The 24,973-nt window shown below is 40.2% G+C and carries 25 protein-coding genes and 1 tRNA gene; 16 read left to right on the top strand and 10 right to left on the bottom strand.

What is annotated here, in order from left to right:
* Positions 1–34: 34 nt before the first annotated feature.
* Positions 35–649, top strand: coding sequence for a tetratricopeptide repeat protein (locus PCIT_RS09355; RefSeq protein ID WP_052023283.1), 615 nt, complete (start codon positions 35–37; stop codon positions 647–649).
* A 49-nt stretch (positions 650–698) separates the two neighbouring features.
* On the opposite strand, the gene PCIT_RS09350 is transcribed toward PCIT_RS09355, so the two are convergent.
* Together PCIT_RS09350 and PCIT_RS09345 are read right to left on the bottom strand one after the other, a co-directional pair.
* Positions 699–2,558: a cation:proton antiporter gene (locus PCIT_RS09350; protein WP_010362800.1), complete on the bottom strand. Its 1,860-nt coding sequence runs from the start codon at positions 2,556–2,558 to the stop codon at positions 699–701.
* Positions 2,559–3,053: 495 nt separating this feature from the next.
* A tRNA-Ala gene (locus PCIT_RS09345) sits at positions 3,054–3,129 on the bottom strand.
* Between the two features lie 132 nt (positions 3,130–3,261).
* Between PCIT_RS09345 and PCIT_RS09340 the strand changes: the two genes are divergently transcribed.
* Complete coding sequence (locus tag PCIT_RS09340) at positions 3,262–3,654, top strand: hypothetical protein (protein ID WP_010362801.1); 393 nt, start codon at positions 3,262–3,264, stop codon at positions 3,652–3,654.
* Complete coding sequence (locus PCIT_RS09335; RefSeq protein WP_010362802.1) at positions 3,651–4,151, top strand: prolyl-tRNA synthetase associated domain-containing protein; 501 nt, start codon at positions 3,651–3,653, stop codon at positions 4,149–4,151. The genes PCIT_RS09340 and PCIT_RS09335 overlap by 4 nt, the downstream gene beginning before the upstream one ends.
* Here the strand turns inward: PCIT_RS09335 and PCIT_RS09330 are convergent.
* Complete coding sequence (locus PCIT_RS09330) at positions 4,118–5,272, bottom strand: MFS transporter (protein ID WP_010362803.1); 1,155 nt, start codon at positions 5,270–5,272, stop codon at positions 4,118–4,120. The two genes, PCIT_RS09335 and PCIT_RS09330, sit on opposite strands and share 34 nt — an antisense overlap.
* A gap of 248 nt (positions 5,273–5,520) precedes the next feature.
* On the opposite strand from PCIT_RS09330, the gene PCIT_RS09325 reads away from it, so the two are divergent.
* The 4 genes from PCIT_RS09325 (at position 5,521) to PCIT_RS09310 (ending at position 8,641) form a co-directional block, all read left to right on the top strand.
* The gene (locus PCIT_RS09325) at positions 5,521–6,060 is read left to right on the top strand and encodes a DUF2058 domain-containing protein (protein WP_010362804.1); all 540 of its coding nucleotides are present in this window, start codon (positions 5,521–5,523) and stop codon (positions 6,058–6,060) included.
* A 173-nt stretch (positions 6,061–6,233) separates the two neighbouring features.
* Entirely contained in the window at positions 6,234–6,557 is a 324-nt protein-coding gene (locus tag PCIT_RS09320) for a c-type cytochrome (RefSeq protein WP_021032184.1), read from the top strand.
* Positions 6,558–6,689: 132 nt separating this feature from the next.
* A complete protein-coding gene (locus PCIT_RS09315; RefSeq protein ID WP_010362806.1) occupies positions 6,690–7,457 on the top strand; it encodes a class II aldolase/adducin family protein in 768 nt (255 codons plus the stop codon).
* An 8-nt stretch (positions 7,458–7,465) separates the two neighbouring features.
* Entirely contained in the window at positions 7,466–8,641 is a 1,176-nt protein-coding gene (locus PCIT_RS09310; RefSeq protein WP_010362807.1) for a mandelate racemase/muconate lactonizing enzyme family protein, read from the top strand.
* Positions 8,642–8,681: 40 nt separating this feature from the next.
* Here the strand turns inward: PCIT_RS09310 and PCIT_RS09305 are convergent, their stop codons facing one another.
* The 4 genes from PCIT_RS09305 to PCIT_RS09290 form a co-directional block, all read right to left on the bottom strand.
* On the bottom strand, positions 8,682–9,308 hold the full coding sequence (locus tag PCIT_RS09305) for a hypothetical protein (protein WP_010362808.1): 627 nt from the start codon (positions 9,306–9,308) through the stop codon (positions 8,682–8,684).
* Positions 9,309–9,700: 392 nt separating this feature from the next.
* Positions 9,701–11,332, bottom strand: coding sequence for a methyl-accepting chemotaxis protein (locus tag PCIT_RS09300; protein WP_010362809.1), 1,632 nt, complete (start codon positions 11,330–11,332; stop codon positions 9,701–9,703).
* Positions 11,333–11,454: 122 nt separating this feature from the next.
* Positions 11,455–12,165, bottom strand: a complete 711-nt coding sequence (rsuA, locus tag PCIT_RS09295) for a 16S rRNA pseudouridine(516) synthase RsuA (RefSeq protein ID WP_010362810.1) — start codon at positions 12,163–12,165, stop codon at positions 11,455–11,457.
* 58 nt (positions 12,166–12,223) lie between these two features.
* On the bottom strand, positions 12,224–12,553 hold the full coding sequence (locus PCIT_RS09290; RefSeq protein WP_010362811.1) for a 5-carboxymethyl-2-hydroxymuconate Delta-isomerase: 330 nt from the start codon (positions 12,551–12,553) through the stop codon (positions 12,224–12,226).
* A gap of 66 nt (positions 12,554–12,619) precedes the next feature.
* Here PCIT_RS09290 and PCIT_RS09285 point away from each other — a divergent pair, with 66 nt between their 5' ends.
* The 6 genes from PCIT_RS09285 to PCIT_RS09260 all read left to right on the top strand — a co-directional run bounded on the left by PCIT_RS09285 (position 12,620) and on the right by PCIT_RS09260 (position 17,611).
* Positions 12,620–13,090, top strand: coding sequence for a CreA family protein (locus PCIT_RS09285; protein WP_010362812.1), 471 nt, complete (start codon positions 12,620–12,622; stop codon positions 13,088–13,090).
* A gap of 3 nt (positions 13,091–13,093) precedes the next feature.
* On the top strand, positions 13,094–13,888 hold the full coding sequence (locus PCIT_RS09280; protein WP_010362813.1) for a hypothetical protein: 795 nt from the start codon (positions 13,094–13,096) through the stop codon (positions 13,886–13,888).
* Positions 13,872–14,495: a LysE family transporter gene (locus PCIT_RS09275; RefSeq protein ID WP_010362814.1), complete on the top strand. Its 624-nt coding sequence runs from the start codon at positions 13,872–13,874 to the stop codon at positions 14,493–14,495. The genes PCIT_RS09280 and PCIT_RS09275 overlap by 17 nt, the downstream gene beginning before the upstream one ends.
* A 13-nt stretch (positions 14,496–14,508) precedes the next feature.
* Positions 14,509–15,012: a gamma-glutamylcyclotransferase family protein gene (locus PCIT_RS09270; RefSeq protein ID WP_010362815.1), complete on the top strand. Its 504-nt coding sequence runs from the start codon at positions 14,509–14,511 to the stop codon at positions 15,010–15,012.
* 14 nt (positions 15,013–15,026) lie between these two features.
* Positions 15,027–16,583, top strand: a complete 1,557-nt coding sequence (locus PCIT_RS09265; RefSeq protein ID WP_010362816.1) for a serine hydrolase — start codon at positions 15,027–15,029, stop codon at positions 16,581–16,583.
* A gap of 110 nt (positions 16,584–16,693) precedes the next feature.
* On the top strand, positions 16,694–17,611 hold the full coding sequence (locus PCIT_RS09260) for a histone deacetylase family protein (protein ID WP_010362817.1): 918 nt from the start codon (positions 16,694–16,696) through the stop codon (positions 17,609–17,611).
* Positions 17,612–17,626: 15 nt separating this feature from the next.
* Here PCIT_RS09260 and PCIT_RS09255 read toward each other — a convergent pair whose 3' ends face one another.
* A complete protein-coding gene (locus PCIT_RS09255; RefSeq protein ID WP_010362818.1) occupies positions 17,627–17,929 on the bottom strand; it encodes a DUF4144 family protein in 303 nt (100 codons plus the stop codon).
* Between the two features lie 76 nt (positions 17,930–18,005).
* On the opposite strand from PCIT_RS09255, the gene PCIT_RS09250 reads away from it, so the two are divergent.
* Positions 18,006–20,522, top strand: a complete 2,517-nt coding sequence (locus PCIT_RS09250; RefSeq protein WP_010362819.1) for an EAL domain-containing protein — start codon at positions 18,006–18,008, stop codon at positions 20,520–20,522.
* Here the strand turns inward: PCIT_RS09250 and PCIT_RS09245 are convergent.
* Together PCIT_RS09245 and PCIT_RS09240 are read right to left on the bottom strand one after the other, a co-directional pair.
* The gene (locus PCIT_RS09245) at positions 20,495–21,310 is read right to left on the bottom strand and encodes a DUF2797 domain-containing protein (RefSeq protein ID WP_010362820.1); all 816 of its coding nucleotides are present in this window, start codon (positions 21,308–21,310) and stop codon (positions 20,495–20,497) included. The two genes, PCIT_RS09250 and PCIT_RS09245, sit on opposite strands and share 28 nt — an antisense overlap.
* Positions 21,311–21,444: 134 nt before the next feature.
* Positions 21,445–22,953: a S10 family peptidase gene (locus PCIT_RS09240; protein WP_010362821.1), complete on the bottom strand. Its 1,509-nt coding sequence runs from the start codon at positions 22,951–22,953 to the stop codon at positions 21,445–21,447.
* 275 nt (positions 22,954–23,228) lie between these two features.
* Here PCIT_RS09240 and PCIT_RS09235 point away from each other — a divergent pair, with 275 nt between their 5' ends.
* The gene (locus PCIT_RS09235; RefSeq protein WP_010362822.1) at positions 23,229–24,461 is read left to right on the top strand and encodes a GGDEF domain-containing response regulator; all 1,233 of its coding nucleotides are present in this window, start codon (positions 23,229–23,231) and stop codon (positions 24,459–24,461) included.
* A gap of 168 nt (positions 24,462–24,629) precedes the next feature.
* Positions 24,630–24,968, top strand: coding sequence for a P-II family nitrogen regulator (locus tag PCIT_RS09230; protein ID WP_010362823.1), 339 nt, complete (start codon positions 24,630–24,632; stop codon positions 24,966–24,968).
* Positions 24,969–24,973: the final 5 nt, after the last annotated feature.

The raw sequence follows: 24,973 nt of genomic DNA, 5'->3' as shown, positions 1-24,973 counted from the left end.
AATATTCAGGTGTGTTATTGACGTCAAGGTACTTATGTTGAAGAAGTGGTGTAGTGTGGGTTTTCTGCTCTGTTGGCAAATATCTGCCGCACAGGAGCCCATAGAGGCTGTTCCCTTGTATACTCAGGCTGAGTTAATAGAGCTTATAAAACAGAACACGCATTTAGAGCGTGTGAAAGCTGATGAATGTCAGCTGGTTCAAGATATTGAAGCCAGAGCGGAGACAATGGCGTTACCGTCTTATCAATTTTTATATGGTGATATGTTAGCGTATGCAGTTTGCGTGGAGCGTGACGTCGAATTAGGGCTTTATTATATGCGCAGTGCTGCTGAGCAGGGGTTAGCATCGGCCCTTGAACAACTAGGTCGATATTATGATGTAGGGCAGCTTGTTCAAGCAGATAAAGCAATGGCGATAACCTATTTACGCGAGGCTGCAGCTCAAGGTAACTTAAGCGCACAGCTACGTTTAGTTGGTTTATTTAATAATGGCCATGGTAGCCCGAGAGATTATGAAGACGCGTATCGATGGTTGTTCCACTCTGCCGTTGCGGATAAACAACAGCATCAACAAATAGAACGTGCTTTAAGTAAGCTCGCGGAGCGCATGCCACCAAGTGTTATACGTCGGGCTCGTTTGCCTATGTAGGCTGGTAAAAAGTGGGCTACATCGTACTTTATAGCCAGCCTCTATGTTGCTAACTTTCTATCTGCGCTTGCTCGGGTGCTTCTTTACTAAATGCTGTGTCCTTGAGCACGGTCATTTTTGGCGGTTGTAAAGCGACAATTTTCTCTCCTTCTGCTGGCGCTTTCTGCATATCAATAATAAATGGCCGAATGAGTAAAGGATCATCTTCCTTATTGCGCTCAGAGATAATAAACAATGGGATCGCTTCTTTATTTATGTCTAGATACTGTTGCCATGTAAATTCTTCCGACAAACGGGTAGCACTTACTTTACCTCCTTTTGCAATTAAACTACTTAAACGTGCGTAGTTACCTTGCTCACCAAATAATATCTGTCGTGACAAAAAGGTTGCACTATCCTTGTTTGCTTTCGCATGGTTGGTTGAAGAACGCAGTGAAAACACACTTTGCTCGTTTAATAAATGCGAGAAATACTGCACACCCAAGGCGTTGTGGTGACGATTAGGGGAAAGTGCAATGACCGATTTTAATTGTGTGAGAGGTAAGTAACGTTCTGCGTGCTCAGATTGAGGGTTACCGTAATAGCAGGGTAATCCATCCATGCGTGCCATTTTACAGTTCTCCCAAGCTGGATCTGATAAGTGAACGTCAATATTCTGGTCTTTCAAACCACATGCTATCGCTCGTGCGACATGGTTAGCCCCAATAATGAGTAAAGTATTAGGACTTGGCTGGCGCACCCCCAGTAATTTAGCAAGCGGAGTGGCAGTTAAGCTTTGCAGCACGACGGTGACAATTATCACGGTAAATATCAGAGGCACAATTTTGTTAGCGTCAGCGATACCTGACTCAAACATGCTAAGTGCGAAAACTGACCCGACAGCTGCTGCGACGATGCCTCTAGGTGCTATCCATGAGAGTAGTAATCGAGATTTAAATGGCAAGTCGCTATTAAATGTTGAGATGGCAATACAGATAGGCCTTGCGACAAAGAGTACGATGGCAAGGAAGATAAAAATATTGATATCGAGTAACATCAAATCGCTGATTTGCAGACGAGCAGCAAGTAAAATAAATAAGCTTGAGATGAGGATCATGGAAAGATCTTCCTTAAATTCAAGCACTGAGTCTATTTCTAAATCATCCTGATTACCCAACCAAATACCAAATACAGTAACAGCCAATAATCCTGATTCGTGACTTAAGAAGTTGGATAAAGAGAAGCTAAAAAGCACCAAGGCAAGGATCCCAAACTTGTGCAGTTCGTATGGAAGCCACTCTTTTCTGATCAATAAGCTGGTTAACCAGCCGCAAATAATACCGACACTCATTCCAACACCTAAGGTGGTAAAAAGTGCTATTAAGGTGTGACTTAAAACTTCGCCTTGGCCAACAAAACTAACCGCTTCAAACACCAGTACAGCAAATAGCGCTCCGATTGGATCTATAACAATACCTTCCCAGCGTAATACACGGTCAATGTCTTGTGTCGGGCGCATCGCATTGAGCATTGGGGCAATGACGGTGGGCCCTGTAACGACAAGCACAGCACCTAACACAGCTGCGACCCGCCAGTCTAAATTCAGTATAAAATAGCCACTGAGAGCAATAATGACGAAAGTTGCAAGCATCCCTATGGAGCATAGGTTGCGGACAATTTTTCCAATCCCCTTGAGCTCTCTAAAGTGTAACGTCAACGAGCCTTCAAATAGGATCACCGCAACAGAAAGAGAAACGATAGGGAACAGTAAGTCCCCTAATAAATCATCTGGGCTTAGCTGGCCTGAAATAGGGCCTAAAAGAAGCCCAACTAACAGTAAGAATAGGATCGCTGGCACTTTAAAAACCCATGCAAGCCATTGTGCAAAAACAGAAAATAAAGCAATTCCAGCAATGTAAATAGCTGACATAGCGTCTCCGGCTGACTTTAGTATCAGCAAAGTTGAAGTCCAACTTGCTTGTAATTGTCGCATAGTTAAGTTGAGAGAAAACACGTTGATATTGAGTTTTCGAACTACGATCTCACTTTAACAATAGACTGTTTATTGATGCTTTACCGTGAAAATTACCGTAAATATATTGCATTTCAACGGTGTCTAACTTTAATTGTGACTAGGGTTAATTCTTAAGAATTCGATAACTACGATGGATTAAAATTTAAAGAATGCGCGTTGACATGATTGGTGGTGAAGTTCTCATGATTTAAAGCAATAATAGGCTAATCGAATTTCAATGATGCTATTGGTATTGTTTACAGTTCAAACTAACACCATGTTTAAAACGAAGGCGGCGTTTATGATTTAAAGTTGGATATAGCTATGTGAGGTACATAGACTCAAGGGTATATAAATAACTAAAGAGTAGTATAAATAGAATCTTGAAATTTCAAAATAAGATACGGAAAGTGGTGGAGCTAAGCAGGATCGAACTGCTGACCTCCTGCGTGCAAGGCAGGCGCTCTCCCAGCTGAGCTATAGCCCCACATTCCGTCAAAGACGAGCAGAAATTTATAGTTTTTTCTCTCTTGAGTCAAGTTTTTTCAATATTAAAAAATTAACAATTTTACTGCTGCCTTTGTTAGACTGGCTATAAAGTTTAAGAGGGTAGAATATTTTGATAAAAAGCCTAGCCGTTATTTTCCCTAGCGTATTATTAATTTTGGGGTGTAGTAGTACACCCAAACCAAGCTATGAAATCGAAAAACAGGTTCTTCATACAAAAAAATCGGAGCTAGGGGCTGATCTCTTTGCCTTTATAGTGACGGTTGCCCCTACACCAATGATGAAAGTCGATGGCCGTAAAGCAATGACACGCAGTGAGCTTAAGCGTTTCTCTGAATATGAACGAGTTGAAGACTCTGCTGAATTAAAACTGGCTTTGGAAGAAGAAGCCGTCACGCTTTTAGAAGCAAACCTGAAAGAAAGAGGGTATTGTCCGAAAGGATATCAAGTAAGCCAAGTATTTTGGCGGCAAAGAAGTGTTCAGCTCAGAGGTGAGTGCTCATGACACCTGAACAGCTTCAGCTCAAAACGGTATTAGACACGCTCAATATCAGCTTTAAAAGTTACGAACATCCACCTTTACCTACTTGTACAGATGCACAAAAAATTGGACTCAAACGCAGTGGTGTCCAGATCAAAAACTTGTTTTTACGCGATAATAGAGGAAAGAAGCACATTTTGTGTTTGACCCGTGCTGATTTGAAGGTTGATTTAAAAGCCTTATCTACACAGCAAAAACTATCTCGTTTAGGATTAGCTTCTACGGAACGGTTAGATAAATATTTAGGGGTCAAACCCGGTTGTGTGTCTGCACTTGCGTTAATGAATGATGATAATAAAGCGGTTGAACTGTGGCTAGATAGTGGCTTATTAAATGAGCTAGAATGGCAATGCCATCCGTTTGAAAATGATAAAACCTGGGTGTTACAGCAGCATGATCTCTACACTTTTTGGCGACAAACAGGACATTACCCACGCATAGTTGACATCCCGTGTTTGTAATTCTTCGCTACTAAAACCAGACCCACTAAGCTTACGAGCAATAAACTGATAATAAAGGCGCTGTAGCCATGGTTCTGCATAATAAGCCCTGGTAGGTAAGCGCCCAGTGCGCCACCACTGTAATAAAATGAGACATATGCTCCATTGGTTATAGAAGTCGGTGCTTTGCTTAATTGATTTACTAATGGCGCTGCTGTTGAGTGGATCATAAACATACAGGCACAAAAAAGTGTAAACATAACAACAAAGAGGCTTAAATTAGCGATTGATAATAGCGCGATACTTATGGCATATGCCGCAAATACTAAGCTTAAAAATACCCATCGGTTATTAATAAATCGGTTAAGGCAGGCTGTTGAGAGCGACAGTATTGCGCCAATCAAATAGCTTGTATAAATCCAGCCTATTATTTTGCTATCAGTGATATTAAAGTTTTGTTGTAAAATCAGGGGTAAATAATTGAGTAAGGCTGAAAAGCAAAAGAACATGCAAAACACCGCGCAGTAAAGTCTGAGCAACTGTTTTTCTTTCAATGAGCTAATATAGTCTTTCAGTGGTCTGGGCAAAGTCTGCTTGGCAGAGCTTTGTTTGCTTGGTTGAATATTTATAGCAGATGCTAAAATCACAAGCATTACAGCAATTAAATAGTAAAAGCTTTGCCAAGTAAAAAAAGCGGCGAAATTTGCTGCCAGTACCCGGCCTAAGTACCCTCCCATAATTGAGCTTGCGATATATCGCGTCATATTCCTATGTAAATTTAGCCCTTGGTACTGTAAGCCGATGTAAGTTGTCATGGCTGTCAACGCGGCGGGTAAGATCAAACCTTGTATAAAACGTGTGGCGAGCAGCAATTCAAAGTTGGGCACATGGACAAAGACGATGCAGGTGAATGCAAGTAAGAACATGGCATACTTTAAAATCCTTAGCGGGTTAAACCGCGCAAATAAAATGCCATAACAAATTGGTGCGATTGCAAGTGGCAGCATGGTCGCAGACATCAAGCTGCCACTGCTGGCAGGGCTTACTTGGTATTGCGTTGCCAATACCATTAACAAAGGCTGCGGTGCATACAATACAAAAAATGTAAAAAGAGAGCAGCTAAGTAATAGCATTAATGGCATGGAATAACTCAAGTGTCAGTATTGAACAAGTGGGTGATATTTTTTATTAAATTCACTCGTCATCATAACTTTAAATTTGATAGATACAAATAACTTGCGCTAAATCATGGTACCTGCTGATGGACTTGCTAAATTACTGTTTGTGCCTTTTCTAGTAAATAAGCCACAGAAATGTGTGTTTTCTATCTGGTGAAAAAAATCAACTAGGTTAAAATATAGCGCATTATATTTTCATGGAGCACTGCATTATGGGTTCATTACAAGACCAGCTTTTGAAAGCCGGATTAACGTCGGAACATAAAGCCAAAGTGGCTAAATCTGAAAAGCGTAAAGCGCAGAAGAAAAAGAAAAAAGGCGCTACGAGCGATCCGAGTGATTTACAAAAGCACATAGCGCAAACGAAGTTAGAGCAGCAGAAAAAAGCTGAAGAGCAGAATCAAGCGAAAAAAACTGAGCTCAAAGAGCGAGAGCAAGTTGCTCGAGTTAAACAAATTCTTGAGCACCACAATCAAGATGAGATCCGTGGGGAGTTGACTTTCAATTTTACTTACAACAATAAAGTAAAAGAATTGGATGTAGACGAACCAACTAAGAATGCATTATCTAAGGGGCGTTTAGCTATTTGTGTTCTAGAAGGTCAGTTTTTTGTTCTTCAAGATGAACCAGCAAGAAAGGTTGCAGAGGTGGATGAGAAATACATCGTATTCCATGTTGAAGATGACAGCCAGGGGCCAGATGAAAACGACCCATATGCAGATTATGAGATCCCAGACGATTTAGTTTGGTAAAACGTAAAATTGCCACTCACTATGGTTGGTTACAGTGTTTTTATCTAGGCCAATTATCGTTGCTAGGGGAGTACTCATTGCGATCTTTGAAGCGAGTAAGTGCGTATGTGTAGTGAAAGTAATTGGTCTACACTATAAAAGATTTATCCGTTTATTTAAAAAAGAGTAAAGTTATGAGCAAGATAAAACAAGTAATAATGGGAGTCGGGTTGGCGCTTTCCACGATGGGTACCACTGCGGTGAGCGCTGCAGATGGCGCAGCGCTTTATACAGCTAAAATGTGCCAAACATGCCATGGTGCTGAAGGTAAAGCGCCTATAATGGCAATGTATCCGAAATTAAATGGTCAGAACAAAGAGTATTTAGCTGCGCAGATGAAAGATATTAAGTCAGGTAAACGAAATAATGGTATGTCGATGGCAATGAAAGCCATGGTAGCGAACGTATCTGATGCTGAGATTGACGCGATTGCAGAGTATTTATCTAAAGTAAAATAATACTCTATTTTGCTTAGTGAAAAACCACCGCTAGTCGGTGGTTTTTATTTTTCATTGAACAAACGAGCTGAGTGATTTAGACTTCTAAACATCTATATTGATGGGTATGTTACCAAGTTAAAAGGAAAGTATATGCTAGAGCTGCCAAAACTTGATTTAAAAGACAAGGTTAGTGAGCAAGAATGGCTACTGAGAGTTGATTTAGCTGCATGTTACCGTTTGGTAGAACACATGCGTTGGGGAGATTTAATTTATACCCATATGTCCGCTAGATTGCCCGGCACAGACTATTATCTTGTGAATGCTTTTGGTCTAAGCTTTGACGAAGTTACTGCGTCCAACCTTGTCAAAGTAGACTTGACTGGTAATATTATCGACGACACGCCATTTGAAATAAACCCTGCTGGATTTACAATTCATAGTGCCATTCATGAGGTACGTGAGGATGCACATTGTGTCATTCATTTACATACCAAAGAAACCATTGCCGTTGCTAGTAGTGAGTGTGGGTTACTTCCTTTAAGTCAGCATTCTATGTTTTCATTACCTTCACTTTCATACCATGGTTACGAGGGGTTGGCTGTTAATGATGATGAGCGAAAGCGGTTACAAGATGATTTGGGAGTTACGAATCATATGCTTTTGGTCAATCACGGAGGCTTAACTGTTGGGCCTACGGTAGGTGATGCATTTATGCGTTTTTACGATTTACAGCGAGCGTGTGAAATTCAGGTCGCCATTCAGGCAACAGGACAAAAAGCTGTTCAAGTTCCAAAACCCATCATTGATAATATTTATAAACAAGCAAGCGTGGTACACAGCGGCAGTACAGGTGGGCAGTTAGCCTGGCCAGCCATGTTGAGAAAGGCGTATCGTCTTGATCCTGGTTTTGCTCAATAGGAGTTTACATGAAAGTTAATCGCGTCGAAGTATTTGATATTCACTGTCCAGAACGACCAGCTTGGACCCCTGTTTTTATTCGAATTCATACTGACGAAGGTATTTCAGGGGTGGGAGAAGCTGGCTTAGCGTATGATTTAGGTCATAGTGCTGCTGCTAGTATGATTAAAGAAATGGCAGAAGCATTTCTGATAGGGCATGACCCATTCCAGACGGAGCTGCTTTGGTCTCGTATGCTAAGAGAGAGCTTTTGGGGACTTGGTGGTGGGCCAGTGGTTTATGCCGCGATGAGCGCAATTGATATTGCCTTATGGGACATCAAGGGTAAAGCGCTTAAGCTGCCTGTGTATCAGTTACTTGGTGGTAAAGTAAATCCAGAGCTACGTACTTATGCATCACAATTACAATTTGATTGGGATGATGAATTTAAAGCGCTTGTGCAGCCACAAGAATACGCAGAAGCTGCTTTAAAAGCCATTGCACAAGGGTATGATGCGGTTAAGGTCGATCCAATTATGTATGATAAGGCGGGTAACACCTATTATGATCGTACTAAGCTGATCTCTCGCCAAGAAATGAAATTGTATCGCGCGCGTATGCAAGCGATTCGTGAAGCGGTGGGTGATGAAGTAGACATTATCTTTGAATGCCACAGTTTACCTGGCGCGACTTCAGCGATTCAAATCGGAGAAATTGCACAAGAGTTTGATTGCATGTTCTATGAAGAGCCTGTGAATTACTTAAACCATTCGTTACATGCGAAAGTTGCAGATAAAGTTGCTGTGCCCATTGCGGGTGGTGAGCGCCTGTATAATCGTTGGGGTGTTCGTCCTTACTTTGAAGATCAAAGCATTGATGTATTACAGCCAGATGTGGGCTTGTGTGGTGGTTTCACTGAAACTAAGAAAGTGTGTGATTATGCAGATATTTTTGATGTACGCGTACAAGCGCATGTTTGTGGTGGACCAGTTGCAACCGCGGCGTCATTGCATTTAGAAACAGCTATTCCAAACTTCCTTATTCACGAACATCATACCTACGCGATTAAAAAGTGGAACCGTGAGCTATGTATTCAAGATCCTCAACCTGAAAATGGTATCTTCAAAGTATCAGAAGAGCCAGGTATCGGTATTGAGCTGAATGATGAGATCGTTATGCGCTCGCAAAGGGTTGAAATTAAATAGTTAAGTGTGAATTAAAGGGCTTATAGCCCTTTAAATACAATTATTTGGATGGCCGTGAAAGTAGAGTCGGAGTTTTAAAGCCATAGTGGTTTTTGTAAGACATTACTAATAATATGGTTATTAAAATAGCAGAAAATGAGTATACAATGTAGCCAGATATCGAAAAAGAATAAAAGAATAAAGCGATATCATAACCTTTAGCATTTCGTAAGTAATTTTCTACAAGAGCGAAAACACTGACGAATATTCCGATCAGCTGTACCCAGGGTAGCAAACTGTCAGCGATATTGTATTTAATTTTTTCAATGGGAAATAGTTTTTTAGATATCTCAACTCTGTATGTCATAGGAATTAATACAACAACATCAATAACAAGGTGAATGCCAAAAATAATGCTATTTTGAATCAATCGATCTCCACTTGAAGATCTCAGATCGACCAAACCAAAGCCAAAAATAATAAACTCAGCTAAGGGAGATAGAGCTACTAAGATAATGACTGTTACAATGTTCACATCACCAATTCTAAGCGCTAAAAAAAAAGCCAATACACCTAATGCAAACAGTGAGTAAGTGAAAACAGCTGGGTCGTCTTTTAAAATAAACAAAGTTACTATTGATACAGCGTAAATCAATAGCAACCGATATAAGCTTTTTTCCGATTTCATCTAGGCTAACTACGTTTCTGTTTTTCGATAGGACTATTTGGTTTGACTGAAATTGCTGGTTTTTCTGGGGCCCAAATATTTGCACCGCAGACTTTTTTACACGCTTCTAATGATAGTGCTTTCATTTTGATATTCCTTCTGCAAAGTATTTATATTAAATAGATATATTATCCGTATTTCAATTTATGTCTGTACTTTTGGGGTTAACTGTAACCATAAAAATTGAAACGATATGGTTCGTTACAATTATCTTTAGTTACAATTAAGAATTTAACACTAATTAAACAAAAAAAGAAATGAATTAATTAATTTTTACGAAAAAAGAATTAAACATCAAATTATGCTAACTTTTCCGTATTAAGTTTTTGATTACTATGTTTTTAATAGTCAAACTAAGCATTGAATTTATCCATTTCACGCTCTAAAGTCGCTGTTAGTTCTTTAATACTATCCGTTGCCAAGTGTGCTTGCTGCGATACATTTGCGGTCTGTGATGCAGTATCTGAAATGGTTACTACTCGTCTAGCAGTATCTTCACCCGCATCAAGTTGTTCTTTAGCCGCCAATGCAATTTGGTGACTCATTTGAGAGATTGCGCCCAAAGAACTGGCGACTCTGCGTAGCTCTTCACTCGCTTCTTTTGACATGGTTACGGTTTTTTCACTGGTAGTTATACTTAGAGATACAGATGATTTTGCATCTTGTGTGGCTGATTGAAGTTTACCTATCATAGTGTGAATTTCTTCGGTACTTGTTTGAGTGCGTTGTGCCAGCTGCCTAACTTCATCAGCAACAACCGCAAAACCTCGTCCTTGTTCGCCCGCTCGCGCAGCTTCAATTGCAGCATTCAGAGCCAATAAATTGGTTTGTTCAGCAATACTTTGTATCACACTCAAAACGTTTGCGATGTTATTTACTTCTTCATCAAGTATTTGAATGTTATTTCCTGCACTATCAATTTGTTGTTCTAATACCTCGATTGCTTCAGCCGCATTTGAGGTTAATCTGTCTGCATTTTGACCTTGGTTCTCAGCTTCTTGTACAGATGTTGCGGCTTGTTCTGCATGTTCTACCACAGTATGAGCGGATGCAGTAAGCTCTGTAATTGCCGATGCGACCATTTGTGTTTCATCGCTTAAGCTTTGCGTTAAATGCTCTAACTCATCAGAGCGTTTTTCACCGTCAAAACTTTGCACTTTTAAAGAGTCACTCACAGTGACAATACCACCGACTACATCTCGGAGGCCTTTTTGCATGTAATCCATTGCTGACATCATGCTATCAGGGTGTGCTTCAGAGGTATTAATAGGAGAAGTTAGATTGCCCCTGGAAACTTGATTCACAATGGTCAGTACATCATTGATCTCTCCCCCTAGCTTATTGGAAAGCCCAATACCAAATTTGCTGAGCGCAAATGTGAGTACAACGGCGATAATCAAAGATAAAGATAATAGCCACTGAGCGGTTTCCCAGTATCGCTCATCGACCTCTTTGTAACTAATTCCGGTGCCAATATACCAGCCAAATTTAGCTGTTTTTTGTACCACAGACGTCAAGTCGACTGTTTCACCATCGCGTACCGAGTCCCAGTGATAAGTAATTATTTGATTGGTTTTTCTGCCGACCAAGCGCTCTACCATTCTCCCGATACTTTGTCCTTTGGCATCTTTGAAGTCATTAAAGCTGGTGCCATGAAGTTGAGGATCATGGGGTGTAGCCACGAAATTTAACCTATCGTCAACCACATAGACGTATTCAGAATCGTGGTATTTATTGCTACGAAGCATCTCAATGGCAAGATGTTTGGCTTGTGCTTCTGATAGTTCACCACTTAACGTATATTGCTCAAACTGCTCGACAATATTAACCGTGGTTTTCATTAGCTGGTTAATACGCGCAATGTTGTCTACCTCACTTGCATGTCTAAGTGATTGTAAGCCCAATATAGCAACAAGTAGCAACGACAGGAAAAATGCTGCTGCGAATAAAATTATTTTAATTCTTAACGTTAATGATGAAAACACAAAATGCCCCTTTAAACATGCCAGTTATATTAATTATCACGTTTATTGAAATCATGTAAGTAACATATAACGTATTTACGGGAAAATGAGATGATATTTACTCATATTCCCGTAAAATAAGGCTATTTTGCATTAATTATGTTAATTTCTTCATCTGTAAGCAGGCGATATTCTCCTGCTGATAAGCTCTCATCTAATGCGATACCTGCAATATTTTCTCTATGCAGTTCAACGACTTTATTACCTACAGCGGCAAGCATTCTTTTTACTTGATGATATTTACCTTCATAAATTGATAGGCGTAGGCTGTAGCTTGCCAACTGTTCAACTATTGCTGGAGCAGTTGGGTGTTTTTCGTTATGTAATTGCACGCCAGTTTGGAGCTGTTCAATAGCGTCGGAGGTGATGATATCTTGTGTTTCAACTAGGTACGTTTTATATTTTTGTTTTTTTGGCGAGGTAATTTTATGTGACCAATCGCCATCATTTGTCATTAATACCAGCCCGGTTGTATCAATATCTAAACGGCCTGCAACATGAAAATCTTTTAAGTGTGTTTCATCTAACAAATCAAACACCGTGGTATGTAACTCATCACTATTTGCGCAAACATATCCAGCTGGTTTATTTAACATAAAGTACCGTTTTCCTAGATACTTGAGTGGTTCTCCTTGCCATGTGATTTCGTCATTCAAAGTTACTGAATGATCAAACTTAGTAATGATTTCACCGTTAACAGTGACTTTATTTTTTTTGATACCCGCTTTGACTTTGGTGCGGGGTAATTCAGTAAGGTGACTGACAAACTTGTCGATTCTACAAGGAAATTTCATATAAACTCATTAGGAAAATGTAACTCATATTTCATTATACGATAGCTAATAGCTCAGTTCAGTTTTTTCGATATATTTGTGGCATTAAATCGTAAATATGAATACTTAACTGATAGTGACCGGGCAAGTGTGTCTCTAACTGTTGAAGTAGGGTGTCGCTTAAATACTGTTTTTGCTCTACGGTTCTCCCTTCGATAATATGGGCCTGTACATGCACAAACCCGCATTTATTATTACCTAGTTTGAAGTGCTTAAACGCCATCGCACGAGATTTTATTGTTGTAGGGTCAAATAGTTGTGTTGATGCCGCCGCTTCGTGTAATACGTCGAGTAAGTGCATTTCAGACATAGGCAAATTGTTAGAGTGTTCGATGATCAGGTGTGGCATGATGACTTATTATGTAGTTTATGCGTAAATGCCAAATATACTAAGTAAATTAGGAAGGAAAGCCAAATGGTTAATTACAAACTGATAGCGCTAGTATTATGCGTTAGTCTACTGAGTGCTTGCTCGGATGATGCTGCTAAAGTGAGCTTAGGGTTATTTACTACCAAAGATGTTGTAGTCTCTGCGCAACAAGACCCTTTAGTAACAGGTGTTACCTGCCATATTAGTCACGTTGAAGCGGATCTTGATTTCTCAGATCCCTCTGATATGTCGATTGCCTGTCGCCAAACAGGGCCAATTACTGCTGAGCAATTAGAGGAAATTAATTTATCAAAGAGCGGTGAGATTGTGTTTAAAACCTCGAAAAGCATTTTATTTAAATCACTGAAAGTGAGACGCATATTTGATGCCCCAACACGTAGCTTGATTTATTTGTCGTATTCTACAAAAGAGACCAGTGGCAGCCATCATCATGCATTATCAACAGTGCCACTATATGGCACTGATGCGTGGAAATGGGCTAATAAGGAAAAATAAACTATGTTGGCACTTTTTAAATCATCTCCTTTATTAAGCGATTCTGAAGTCGAATGGTTAATTGACACTTTTGTATGGGCATGTGAGCAGTTTGACGGTCAGTATTTTATGGCTGAAACACAAATAGTTGAGCCAACAGGCACGTTTTTTCCAGAGCAAGTCAATAGCGTTGAGCAAATGGCCAGTACCGTGTTTACACGGGTTAGTAACTATGCAGGCATGCAATCATGGCCCATAAGTGTGGTAAACCCGCAGCAACATATGCAACAGCAAAGTATGCCTAAATTTAGCTTCGTAGATGAAATTCGTGGTGAGAAAGCCCAATTGGTAAATGCACCGACTATTAATATGCAGCTTTCTTATAATCCTAATCAGATTAATCAACCACAAGATTTAGTTGCAAGTTTTGCAGGGTCACTGGCGACGGTGATGATATACCATCGAGGTATTTTGCCACCTGGAGGTGAAGCACAAGTCGCTGCAGCAAGTGATGCTTTGGCCTGTTTTTTAGGGTTCGGTGTAATGATGAGTAACACGGTATATCAATTTAAAGGGGGATGTGGGTCATGTTACAACCCCTATGCGAATCGTCAAGCGGCACTGACCGAGCCACAAACAGTCTTTATGCATGCGCTCATCTGCCACTTTAAACCACAAGTCGATGGTAAAAAGCATTTAAAACCCCATTTGCGTAGCGTATATAAAAAAGCACAAAAGCAACTTAAACACTACATTAGTGATACTCCTAACCCGCTACTATTAGCACTTGAGGAACAGCGCCATGCTCGGCTATCTTGATGAGTTTTTATTGATAGCGGTTGCACACTTTTTTGCTGTAGCGAGCCCTGGACCTGATTTTGCAATTGTTTTAAAACAAAGCGTGCAACGTGGCCGCACCAATGCATTATGGACTAGCGGTGGTGTTGCTTTGGGTATTTTGGTACATGTAACGTACTGTTTATTAGGCGTAGCGATTGTGCTGTCTCAGTCTGAAGCGGCATTTAATCTATTGAAGTATGTCGCGGGTGCGTATTTAGCATATATGGGTATTCAAGCATTAAGAGTCAAAGCGAATACAGATGCGCAAACCATGAATGCAGAGTACTCAGAAATTGAGTCACCGTTGGCGGCGTTGCGAAGAGGTTTTTTGGTTAATGCCCTTAATCCAAAAGCAACCTTGTTCTTTTTATCACTATTTACTTTGGTTATATCGGCTGAAACGCCAAGCGTTGTGCAAGCCTTTTATGGCGGATATATGGCTGTTGCTACATGGTTATGGTTTTCATTTTTGTCGATTATTTTATCGAAAAGTTCAGTACGTGCATTTTTTCATAAAGCGGGACATTGGTTCGACAGAGGGATTGGTGTCATTTTAATTGCACTTGCGATTCGTGTGGTTATTTAAAGAGAATTTGGTCATGAAAGAAAGAACCCTCTACAATTTTGCATTTGGCTCTAATATGTCAAGTCAGCGACTATTAGCTAGATTACCGCTAGCGAAAAAGGTGGGGGTAGCTCAGTTGCCTAGTTTTGAGTTGCAGTTCTCGATGCTCAGTACAGATGGCTCTGCAAAGTGCAATATTCATCAGAGCAGTAACAAAAAAGATAAGGTTTTTGGCGTTGTGTATGCGTTGAATGAGCACGAACAAGCATTACTCGATGAAATTGAAGGTGTACGTTACGACCGCACAGAAGTATCAGTTCAATTAAATTCAGGTCAATGTGTGAGTGCGTATTGTTATATTGCCAATACTTTGATAACCGACCAGTTACCGTTTGATTGGTATGTTCAGCATGTATATGCCGGCGGGTTAGAGCACAATTTCCCAACATATTATTTGGCACGCATCAAGGAGCAAGCGTCTGTTATTGATAGGCAAACTCAGCGCAAAGAAATCGAACTCTCAATCTATACAAAATAAAGAAGTTATTAATAATGAAATACCTTAATACATTGGTCGCTGCGACTTTACTTACTGTGAGCTTGGGTTCATTTGGCGCGGCTCCTACCGCGAAAGTGAATATTACTGATATTGATAATGCTGTATACGCTGCAATGGCACAATTTAATGTGCCAGGTATCGCAATTGCCGTGGTAGAAAATGACCAAGTTGTAGTGTCAAAAGGGTACGGTGTAAGAGATTTAGCATCTGGTAAAAAAGTAGATAAAAACACCTTATTTGGCATTGCTTCAAACTCTAAAGCGTTTACTGCTGCTGGGTTAGCGATGCTTATTGATGAAGGTAAGTTAAGCTGGGATGACAAGGTTATTAAGCATCTACCTGAATTTCGCTTATATGATGAGTATGCTACGGCTCACATGACTATCAGAGACCTATTGAGTCATCGCAGTGGCTTGGGTTTAGGCGCCGGGGATTTAATGATTTGGCCTGATACGGATAAGTCGGTGCAAGATATTATTAAAGGACTACAGTACATTCCGCCGACTTCAAGTTTTCGTAGTGAATATGCATATAATAATTTAATGTTTGTGGTTGCAGGAGAAGTGGTTGCTCGAATATCTGGAATGAGCTGGAGAGAATTCATCGAGCAGCGGATTTTCAAAACACTCAAAATGGATGGATCTAGAGCTGGTTTCTCGCGTATTACAAAGCACAATACTAACTGGGCGATTGGTAATATACCTGACAAAGGTCAATTGACTCCATTCTTTGTTAATTACTTAGAAGACTTTCGAGGTGCAGGTGCAATTGCGTCTAATGTTGATGATATGAGTAAGTGGTTACTTACTCAACTCGCATCGGGCAAATCGTCAGCTGGTGAGCAGTTGTATAACAGTAAACATCAGATACAAATGTGGCACCCGCATATTATGCGCCTGACAGAACCCACTTCTTTTAATGCATACCGACAGCAATTTAGGGGTTATGGTTTAGGTTGGTCAATTGAGGATTACTTTGGTTATAAAAAAGTGGGCCATGGTGGTGGGATTTTAGGGATGGTTTCACAGGTTGCGATGATCCCAGAAAAGAAGCTTGGGGTCGTGGTGCTTTCGAATCAACAGGCTTACCCAGCGTTGACTGCGATAATTCATGAAGTGTTTGAAGATGCACTAGGGCAAACGGATAGAGACTGGGTAACGTTATTAGCAACAGAATACAAAAATGAAAAAGCTAAGCTATATGCCAACGCCGGCATTACATTTCCTAAAGAGATCCGAAAAGCTTTTCCAGCACAGTATTACACCGGTACATTAAAAAGTGATTGGTATGGTGATGTAATTATTGAAGAGTTAGTGGGTGAACTGCGTATTGACTTTACGCATACTAAAATGCTCAAAGGTAAATTAGAGCATGTCTCGGGAAATCGTTTTGTGGTGCGATGGGACGAAAGGCTACTTGAGGCAGATGCCTATATTGATTTTGTTTTTGACAAAACCCAGCAAGTAAAATCGGCCACAATGGAATTTGTGAACCCTGATATTTCAGATTTTAGTTTTGATTTTCATGATCTAAGCTTGACGGCTAAATAAAAACTGAGTTTGTATTCATTACACCAAAGTAGCAAAGTAGGGCGACATAAGCTTTGCTACACTTTGTACATATTATTTTATTGTGTATAAGTTTTTAGAAAGGATCTAAGATGCGCACCGCTGTGATCAGTCACCCTCATTGTCGCAAGCATAAGATGATCGCTGATCATCCTGAATGCCCAGCTCGTTTAGATGCCATATCAGATAGGTTGTTGGCATCTGGGCTCGATATTGCTGTGTCGCAAAAGCAAGCGCCTTCAGCCACGCTTGATCATATTGCGTTGGTACATGATCACGCTCTTATAGACCGAGTTTTAACTCAACTGCCTGAGCATGGGTTAACGGAGCTAGACGGTGATACTTGGCTTTGCCCTGATTCTTTCAAAGCCATTGAACGTGCTGTGGGAGCTGGGATTTTAGCGGTTGATGAGATCTTAGCTGGTAACTTAGATGCAGCATTTTGTAATGTACGTCCACCAGGGCACCATGCTAACCAACATACCTCAGCAGGTTTTTGTGTGTTTAATAATGTGGCAATAGCCACGGCGTATGCAAAACAACAGGGTATTGAGCGTATCGCGATTCTTGACATTGATGTACATCACGGTAATGGGACCCAAGATATTTTTAAGTCTGACCCAGATGTGTTGTTTTGCTCGTTATTTCAATATCCATTTTATCCAAATACAGTAATTGAAAACACCGATTCAGTATTGAATTCACCTTTAGCGATTGCCAGTGACGGCAATGATCTTCGCGCATTGTACGAACAGCAATGGTTGCCTAAGCTGAAGTCCTTTTCACCACAATTGATCTTGATAAGTGCAGGATTTGATGCGCATTTAGAAGATGAAATGGGTAGCTTAAAATTTATTGAATCAGATTATCAATGGTTTACTGAGCAGGTGATCAATTTTGTGAGAGACTCAGGCGCGTTGGGGATCATTTCCTATTTGGAAGGGGGCTATGATCTGTCTTCGCTCGGGCGAAGCGCCGTAACGCATATAAAAGCATTGGTAAACGGCTAAATATCGACGCAGTGGCTAAGTTGATCCCTGCAGTAAATGAAATGCCTGGCGCGTATCTATTATTTTTACCTTTTCTACACAGCAATGGCCCTCGTCAATAAGAGACTGTTGCACTAGTTTGGTTAGTTTTACTAAACAAAAAGGCTCGTGCTGTTGTGTATCTAATGAGTAGCACTCGCCATTCTCATAAATCACGAAAATATCCTTAAATTCTTTTTTATCAATGCCATAAGTAGATTCTTTAAGCGTATCCTGATTTTCAATAAGCTCTATATCGTCATGTATGATAAGTAGTATGGGGTAGTGCTTTATTGACATTTTTTGTTTTCAATCAAAGTATAGATGGTGAGCAATATTATACTGGTTCGCAGTGCTAAAAAGCGAGGTCGAGCTGATGGAAACTGATAACCGCCAATTACAAGTTAAAGATATCTTTTCTAATCAATTAGTATCTTGTGGATGTCATACACCCTTAATTGATGCTGTAAAGCAAATGAGGGCACATAAGGTCAGTGCCATATTTGTATTGGATGATGATGAAATTGTCGGAATATGGACTGAATCAGACTGCGTAAAATTAAACTTTGCAAACCCTAATTTCACTCAAACACCTATTGGTGGCTTAATGGCGCAGCCTGTACACGATGTACGTATTGATAAAACGCTAGGAGAAGCGACGATTAAGTTTCATCAATTAGGCATTCGTCATTTGTTAGTAAAAGATGAGCAAAATCAGGCGGTGGGGGTTGTGTCACTTTCTGATATTGTTCGTAATCAAGGGCTTGATCATTATTTGCATTTTAGACCGATAGAAGAACATTTTGAACGAAAAGTTTACATACTAAAAAGTGATGAGTGTATATCAAATGCAATTGATATGATGAAAACCAACACTGTCACGGCTGTGCTGGTGCATAACGAGGTATTAGAACAATATGGCATTATTACACAGCGTGATATTGCCTACATGGTGCTCAACCCAGATTGGACAATGCACTGTTGGCAATTGGCGACTCATCCAATGCACTATGTCACGCCAAAAGACAGCCTATTTGATGCATATAGACTGATGACTACCAAATCAATTAGGCACTTAGTTGTAAAAGAGCCGGATAGTGATGCGGTGATCGGTTTGTTAGGATTAAAAAATGTGCTGACTGAAATAGAAACAGCGTATTGTAGTGAACTTGAAAAGGTATTGGTTCAACGAGATATAGCGTTAAGGAAATCGGAAAAGAACTTATACTTGGCCAACCGGATCATTGATGCATCTTTAGATGGCATTATGATCACGCGTAGTTCTGGTGAGATCATTCAAGTTAACCCTGCTTTTAGTGCTCTGACGGGTTACCAAGATTATGAAGTCCTTGGTCATGATCCCAGTATGCTGAGTTCAGGGCTGCACACTGAAGAATACTATCAACAGATGTGGGCGCAGCTCAGTGACAAAGGTGTATGGCAAGGGGAGATCTGCAATCGTAAGAAAGGTGGTGATGTCTATGTTGAGTGGTTGACGATCATAGAGATCAAAGAGCCTTATAGCGAAGATGTATTATATGCTGCGATTTTTAGTGATATCACCGAACGAAAGAATGCTGAAGAAAAAATAGCGCGGTTGGCGTACTTTGATGAGCTGACGAGCTTGCCCAATCGGCGCTTGTTTCATGATCGATTATCTATGGCACTAGCAAGTGCACATAGAGATAAACAAACCCTAGCTGTAATGTTTATCGACTTAGATCGTTTCAAGGAAGTGAATGATTCATTGGGACACAGTGCAGGAGATCAACTATTAATACACGTCAGCGAGCGCATAAAGGGTATGTTAAAAGAAGGCGATACTTTGGCGCGCCTTGGGGGCGATGAGTTCGTTGTTTTGATGACAGAAGTCAAAGAAATTGACAGTGTAGTACGTTTCGCCAATCACATTCTTCAGCAATTGAGCCTCCCTTTTGAATTGGGAGAGATCTGTGTGGCAGCAACCGCCTCTATTGGTGCTGCGATTTACCCAGAGGATGGCATAGAAAGTGAAGCGTTACTGAAACATGCTGATGTTGCTATGTATCGTTCGAAGGAAATAGGTAGAAATTCATTTCAGTTATATAAAGCGTCAATGAATGCACGTTCGTTGGAACGTTTATCTATGTTGAGCCGTTTTCAAAACGCGTTAGATAATAATGAATTTGAATTATACTTTCAGCCGTTACAGTGCTTGGTTAGCAGTCGTATCAATAGTGTTGAGTGTTTGCTTCGGTGGCAGGATCCTAATTTAGGTATGATCTCCCCAGCACAGTTTATTCCATTGGCTGAAGAGCTCGGGCTGATCATCAAGTTAGATCAATGGGTGATCAATCGAGCATGTGAACAAATGGCACTTTGGCGTTATCAAGGCATTGATATTCGTCGTATCGCGATTAATGTGTCTGCACAGTGCTTGTGTCAGGGGGAATTAGTTCTAACAGTAGCCACTGCATTAAATAAACATGGTCTGAGTGGTCGGTATCTGGAAATTGAGCTGACCGAACGTAGTTTTATTAGCAATCTGCATGATGCAAAAGCGGAGTTGAAAAAACTAAAGAGCTTAGGTGTTTCGCTTGCACTAGATGATTTTGGCACCGGTTACTCGGCATTAAGTTACTTAACTAAACTACCGATTGATATCCTAAAAATTGACGCAAGTTTTATCGCAAAAATCCCAGATGAGTATGGAAACAGTGAAATTGTCAGCGCCATTATAGCGATGGCTAAAGCGCTGAATCTGCATGTTGTCGCTGAAGGTGTTGAAAAGCCAGAGCAGCGCCAGTTCTTACAAAAACTGGGCTGTCATACATTACAAGGCTATTTGTTTTGCAAACCTCTGACTGCAGATAATTGGGTTAACTTTTATACTTCAGCAAAGCTCACTTCATAAGAAGTAAACTTACGAATATTGATCACGCCAGTATCGAATATAAGGTATTGACCTTTAATACCTTGAAGTACGCCGCTGACTTCAGGGTTTTTATCAAAGTTAAATGAGGTGACTTTGCTTGGAAATGTCTCGACTGGAAACGATAAATCGATAACATCTTCATCGAGCTTTTCAATGGCCGTTGCACCAAATAGCTCTGCAAGTTCATCTAATTTAGCTTGGATCTGTGGGATCAACTCCGCTGCTGCGGCTTTAAGATCAGCATCAACGCTTACCCCTTTAAGCATATTACGCCAATTTGTTTTATCGGCAATAAACTCAGCTAAGGCGACTTCAACCAGCCCTGACTGTAGTCGGGTTTGTACTTTAAAAATGGGTAATGCTTGTGTTGCGCCTTGATCTATCCAGCGTGTTGGGATCTGCGTATGGCGTGTTATACCCACTTTCAAACCTGATGTATTGGCTAGATAGACATAATGAGGAACAAAACAGTTATTCTCACCCCACTCAGGCTCACGGCATGTCCCTTGATCATAATGACAAGTTTCAGGCTTCATAATACACATATCGCAGCTCGCGAGCTTTTTCATGCATACAAAACAGTGGCCTTGCGAGTAACTTTTTTTGGTTTTTTTCCCACAGTTACTACAGAAAATATTACCCGTGTGAGTCAATGTGATTGTTTTACCAATAAAGTCGTTTAAATTAATGAGTTCTTCACCAACGGGTAGCTGATATTGGATAGGATTGGTCAATTGTGCTTTTAATTTGCTCAAAGTACCTTGCATCTTTACGCCCCTAAAGATGTTTAAAAAAGCGATATTATCAAAGCACACGACACAGCGCGAATATTCGAAGAGAATTTATGAATACAAAAAAGAGAAAGGCGCAATATGATTACGCCTTTGCGGTGCTAAATTGCTTAGTATTTAGCGGCCTGTTCTGGGCTTGGTAATGACGCTTTTATAAATTCGCGTAATTCTTGGTTAGACTTTTCCAAATCAGCTCGACGTAAATACATCATATGACCTGAGCGATACCCTTTAAAGCTGAGCCTATCGCGCATTTTACCACTTGGATCGAGTTGCCATAGGGTGTATTTGGCATCAAAGTAGTTCGTCGCTCCGTCATAGTAACCGGCTTGGATCATAACGTTTAAGTACGGGTTTTGTGCCATCGCTAATCGCAATTGCTCACCTGTATTATTGTTACTGCGATCCCACGGGCGGACGTTGCCAAACATATTGTATTTTACGTCGGTTTTATAATTCAGTTCTTCTCTTAAGTAATAATTAATTGCAGGGGTGAATGAATGCAACCAAGAGGTTAGTTCAGGCCAGTAATCAGGTCGTGATCCGGCATCTCTTTTATCAATACCTAAGTAACGAGAATCAAGACGACCTAATGTATAGCCTTTATCGCGTAATAGCTCTTTCCAAAATGCGTCATTAGGAATATCGAGATTATTTTGCGCTACAAATTTTTCCGATAGGCCACTGTATTTAGCTACTTGCGCAATGGTTTTTTGTTTTTCTTTTTCACTAATAAATGCCCCTTTAGCAAGCGCTGGCAAATATTGATTAATGGTATATTTTTCGACCTCTGATAAAACATCTAATAAATCTTGGTTTTGTAGCTCTGAGTCTAATGCTTTGTGATACCAAGCGGCTGCCGCAAAATAAGGGAGTCTATTTGCCGCTTTTACTGGGCCTTGACGCTTTATACCAATATCTGTCGGTGAGACTAAAATGACGCCGTTAATATACATCCATTGCTGATTTTGCAATGCATGAGCTAATCCTGAAACACGAGTTGTACCATAGCTTTCACCGATTAAAAACTTTGGAGAGCGAAAGCGGTTGTGACGGTTTACAAAGGTGTTTAACCATTCTGCTAAATACGTGACATCGGCATTTACACCAAAGAACAATTTCTTTTGCTCTGCCTTACTCGGCATTTTACCATCTTTATTGGGGAGTACTCGAGAATAGCCAGTATTAACTGGGTTCACGAAAACAATGTCTGCCACATCAAGCACAGAAAAAGGGTTATCTTGCAAACCATAGGGTTGAACTGGGTAACCTTCTTCGTCAATGTTAAGTACGCGAGGTCCGGTATAAGCAACATGCATCCATACTGATGCGGAACCTGGGCCTCCGTTGAAGGAGATCAATAAAGGCCGTTTACTGTCGTCTTTGATTTTATCTCTTTTGTAATAGGTATAGTGTAAGGTTGCAATAGGCTGACCTTCATTATCCCATACTGGTTGGGTACCGGTATTAACGGTATAACTGAGCTTTTGATCATTAATGGTCGCTTTATGCTTAGTAATCACGTGACTATCAATGTCTATGATTCGTGCATGCTCGTTGGCACTGATGCTATGACAAGCAAACGCAAGTATAAATAGCAAGATTGTAATGGGTTTCATAATAATCCTATGTTTTGCAATTGATTAATTAAAGAGGAATATTTTGTATATTGCAAAGGATTTGAGTTTAAATAGCCGCATGATGAGACCATTGCTTCTAATGAAATTGACCTAGGTATAAATGCTAAATTGATTGTAATTTGTAACGCGTTTGTGGTTTTTTTTGTAACAAAAATCGCGTATATTTACGACTTTATTATGTCGTATTAAAGTATTTAGTCTCTTAAATCCTTGAATCGTCCCATTTCTCTTAGTAGTTATAGAGCCTCGTTACCATGCAAAGAGTGTTAATTGTTGAAGACAGTAAAGTGGTACAGCAAGTGCTGCGTCATTTATCCAGCTTATATTTAGAAGTCGAAATTGACTTTGCGTGGTCTTTAAAAGAAAGTCGAGAATACTTAAGTAAGCACCAATATACATTAGCATTGGTTGATTTGACGTTACCCGATGCAATGGATGGAGAAGTTGTTCAGCATACGCTACGACAAAATGTACCGACCGTTGTGCTCACGTCAAAGATTGATGAATACAGCCGCCAGCAAATGCTTGAACTCGGTGTGGTTGATTATGTTATCAAAGACAATCGTGATTCATATTTATATGCTGTGAAGTTGGTTTCTCGCCTGCTGCGTAATCAAGGCTGTAAAGCATTGGTTGCTGATGACTCGATGATCAGCCGAGCAGTAATGCGCCAAATGCTTGAAAAGCAGCTGTTTACTGTACTTGAAGCTCAAGACGGTGAGCAAGCATTGCACATGCTCAAAGAAGATTATGAGATCAAATTACTCTTAACTGATTATGCCATGCCAACGATGGATGGATTTGAGTTGGTTAAAGCCATTAGAAATAATCGAGGCCGAGATGAGTTGGCAATTATTGGTTTGTCAGGTGCGGGTAGCCATGGTTTATCGGCTAAATTTATTAAATTTGGCGCGAATGACTTTTTAGCAAAACCATTTATGAATGAAGAGTTCCATTGCCGTATTATGCAAACGATGGAGCAATTAAACCTCATTGCGGAAATAAAAGAGTATGCGCATCGGGATTATTTAACCGGTTTATATAATCGCCGCTTTTTTTGTCAGCAAGCTGAAAAATTATTCAAGTCAAAACCTGACCAATATATATTGGCGCTGCTTGATTTAGATCTGTTTAAAAGTATTAATGATCAATATGGGCATGAGGGAGGCGATTCTGTTTTAACTCAAGTTGCTGAGTTACTTAAAAGTGCTTTTAATCATTGTACTGTTGCGCGCATAGGTGGAGAAGAGTTTGCGGTGGTATTACCGGGCAATGATATGCAAGTTGCAGAGCGGGTAATGAATGATTTTCGTTCTAGGTTAGAAAAAACGCAATTTGATATAAATGGAGAAACACTATTTAGTACGGTGAGCATTGGCTTAGCTTTTTGCAATCATGGCTCATTAAGTCAAATAATGCGGGCAGCAGATAAGGCCCTTTATCAAGCCAAGGCACGGCAACGTAATTGTGTCGTAGTTCACAATTAACGCACCAGTTCAGAACATAAACAAATAGAATGCACCTCGATGGTGCATTTTTTATGCGCATCGTAATATTTAATATGTTAAGTTTTTCAAATTAAACAATAAAAAATTATGGCATAAAGGTTGGATTACCCCAGTGTACAGGATAAGCCTGTCCTAAGGGGACTAACAATGAAAATGATAAGTGCAATAATAAAACCATTTAAATTGGATGAAGTACGAGAAGCGCTTGCTGATTTAGGCGTAGAAGGGATGACGGTGGTCGATGTTAAAGGATTTGGGCGCCAGCGTGGTCATACGGAATTATATCGTGGTGCTGAATACCAAGTGGATTTTATACCCAAAATAAAGTTAGAGATTGCTACGCATACAGAAAATGCTCAGCGTGTTGTGGATGTATTAACACAGGCTGCGCATACAGGGAAAATTGGGGATGGAAAAATATTTGTTTACGATTTAGATCAAATAGTGCGGATCCGTACTGGTGAACTAGATGAAGAAGCTATTTGAGGAGT

It is taken from the genome of Pseudoalteromonas citrea, assembly GCF_000238375.3.
GTDB lineage: Bacteria > Pseudomonadota > Gammaproteobacteria > Enterobacterales > Alteromonadaceae > Pseudoalteromonas > Pseudoalteromonas citrea.
Note: the sequence above shows the minus strand (reverse complement) of the source record. Positions and strands in the feature narration are given on the sequence as shown.

Bases quoted from the DNA above. Each gene is read 5' to 3' on its own strand.
- PCIT_RS09355 (WP_052023283.1), top strand. From the start codon at position 35: ATGTTGAAGAAGTGGTGTAGTGTGGGTTTTCTGCTCTGTTGGCAAATA.
- PCIT_RS09350 (WP_010362800.1), bottom strand. From the start codon at position 2,558: ATGTCAGCTATTTACATTGCTGGAATTGCTTTATTTTCTGTTTTTGCA.
- PCIT_RS09335 (WP_010362802.1), top strand. From the start codon at position 3,651: ATGACACCTGAACAGCTTCAGCTCAAAACGGTATTAGACACGCTCAAT.
- PCIT_RS09330 (WP_010362803.1), bottom strand. From the start codon at position 5,272: ATGCCATTAATGCTATTACTTAGCTGCTCTCTTTTTACATTTTTTGTA.
- PCIT_RS09325 (WP_010362804.1), top strand. From the start codon at position 5,521: ATGGGTTCATTACAAGACCAGCTTTTGAAAGCCGGATTAACGTCGGAA.
- PCIT_RS09320 (WP_021032184.1), top strand. From the start codon at position 6,234: ATGAGCAAGATAAAACAAGTAATAATGGGAGTCGGGTTGGCGCTTTCC.
- PCIT_RS09315 (WP_010362806.1), top strand. From the start codon at position 6,690: ATGCTAGAGCTGCCAAAACTTGATTTAAAAGACAAGGTTAGTGAGCAA.
- PCIT_RS09310 (WP_010362807.1), top strand. From the start codon at position 7,466: ATGAAAGTTAATCGCGTCGAAGTATTTGATATTCACTGTCCAGAACGA.
- PCIT_RS09305 (WP_010362808.1), bottom strand. From the start codon at position 9,308: ATGAAATCGGAAAAAAGCTTATATCGGTTGCTATTGATTTACGCTGTA.
- rsuA (WP_010362810.1), bottom strand. From the start codon at position 12,165: ATGAAATTTCCTTGTAGAATCGACAAGTTTGTCAGTCACCTTACTGAA.
- PCIT_RS09290 (WP_010362811.1), bottom strand. From the start codon at position 12,553: ATGCCACACCTGATCATCGAACACTCTAACAATTTGCCTATGTCTGAA.
- PCIT_RS09285 (WP_010362812.1), top strand. From the start codon at position 12,620: ATGGTTAATTACAAACTGATAGCGCTAGTATTATGCGTTAGTCTACTG.
- PCIT_RS09280 (WP_010362813.1), top strand. From the start codon at position 13,094: ATGTTGGCACTTTTTAAATCATCTCCTTTATTAAGCGATTCTGAAGTC.
- PCIT_RS09275 (WP_010362814.1), top strand. From the start codon at position 13,872: ATGCTCGGCTATCTTGATGAGTTTTTATTGATAGCGGTTGCACACTTT.
- PCIT_RS09270 (WP_010362815.1), top strand. From the start codon at position 14,509: ATGAAAGAAAGAACCCTCTACAATTTTGCATTTGGCTCTAATATGTCA.
- PCIT_RS09265 (WP_010362816.1), top strand. From the start codon at position 15,027: ATGAAATACCTTAATACATTGGTCGCTGCGACTTTACTTACTGTGAGC.
- PCIT_RS09260 (WP_010362817.1), top strand. From the start codon at position 16,694: ATGCGCACCGCTGTGATCAGTCACCCTCATTGTCGCAAGCATAAGATG.
- PCIT_RS09255 (WP_010362818.1), bottom strand. From the start codon at position 17,929: ATGTCAATAAAGCACTACCCCATACTACTTATCATACATGACGATATA.
- PCIT_RS09250 (WP_010362819.1), top strand. From the start codon at position 18,006: ATGGAAACTGATAACCGCCAATTACAAGTTAAAGATATCTTTTCTAAT.
- PCIT_RS09245 (WP_010362820.1), bottom strand. From the start codon at position 21,310: ATGCAAGGTACTTTGAGCAAATTAAAAGCACAATTGACCAATCCTATC.
- PCIT_RS09240 (WP_010362821.1), bottom strand. From the start codon at position 22,953: ATGAAACCCATTACAATCTTGCTATTTATACTTGCGTTTGCTTGTCAT.
- PCIT_RS09235 (WP_010362822.1), top strand. From the start codon at position 23,229: ATGCAAAGAGTGTTAATTGTTGAAGACAGTAAAGTGGTACAGCAAGTG.
- PCIT_RS09230 (WP_010362823.1), top strand. From the start codon at position 24,630: ATGAAAATGATAAGTGCAATAATAAAACCATTTAAATTGGATGAAGTA.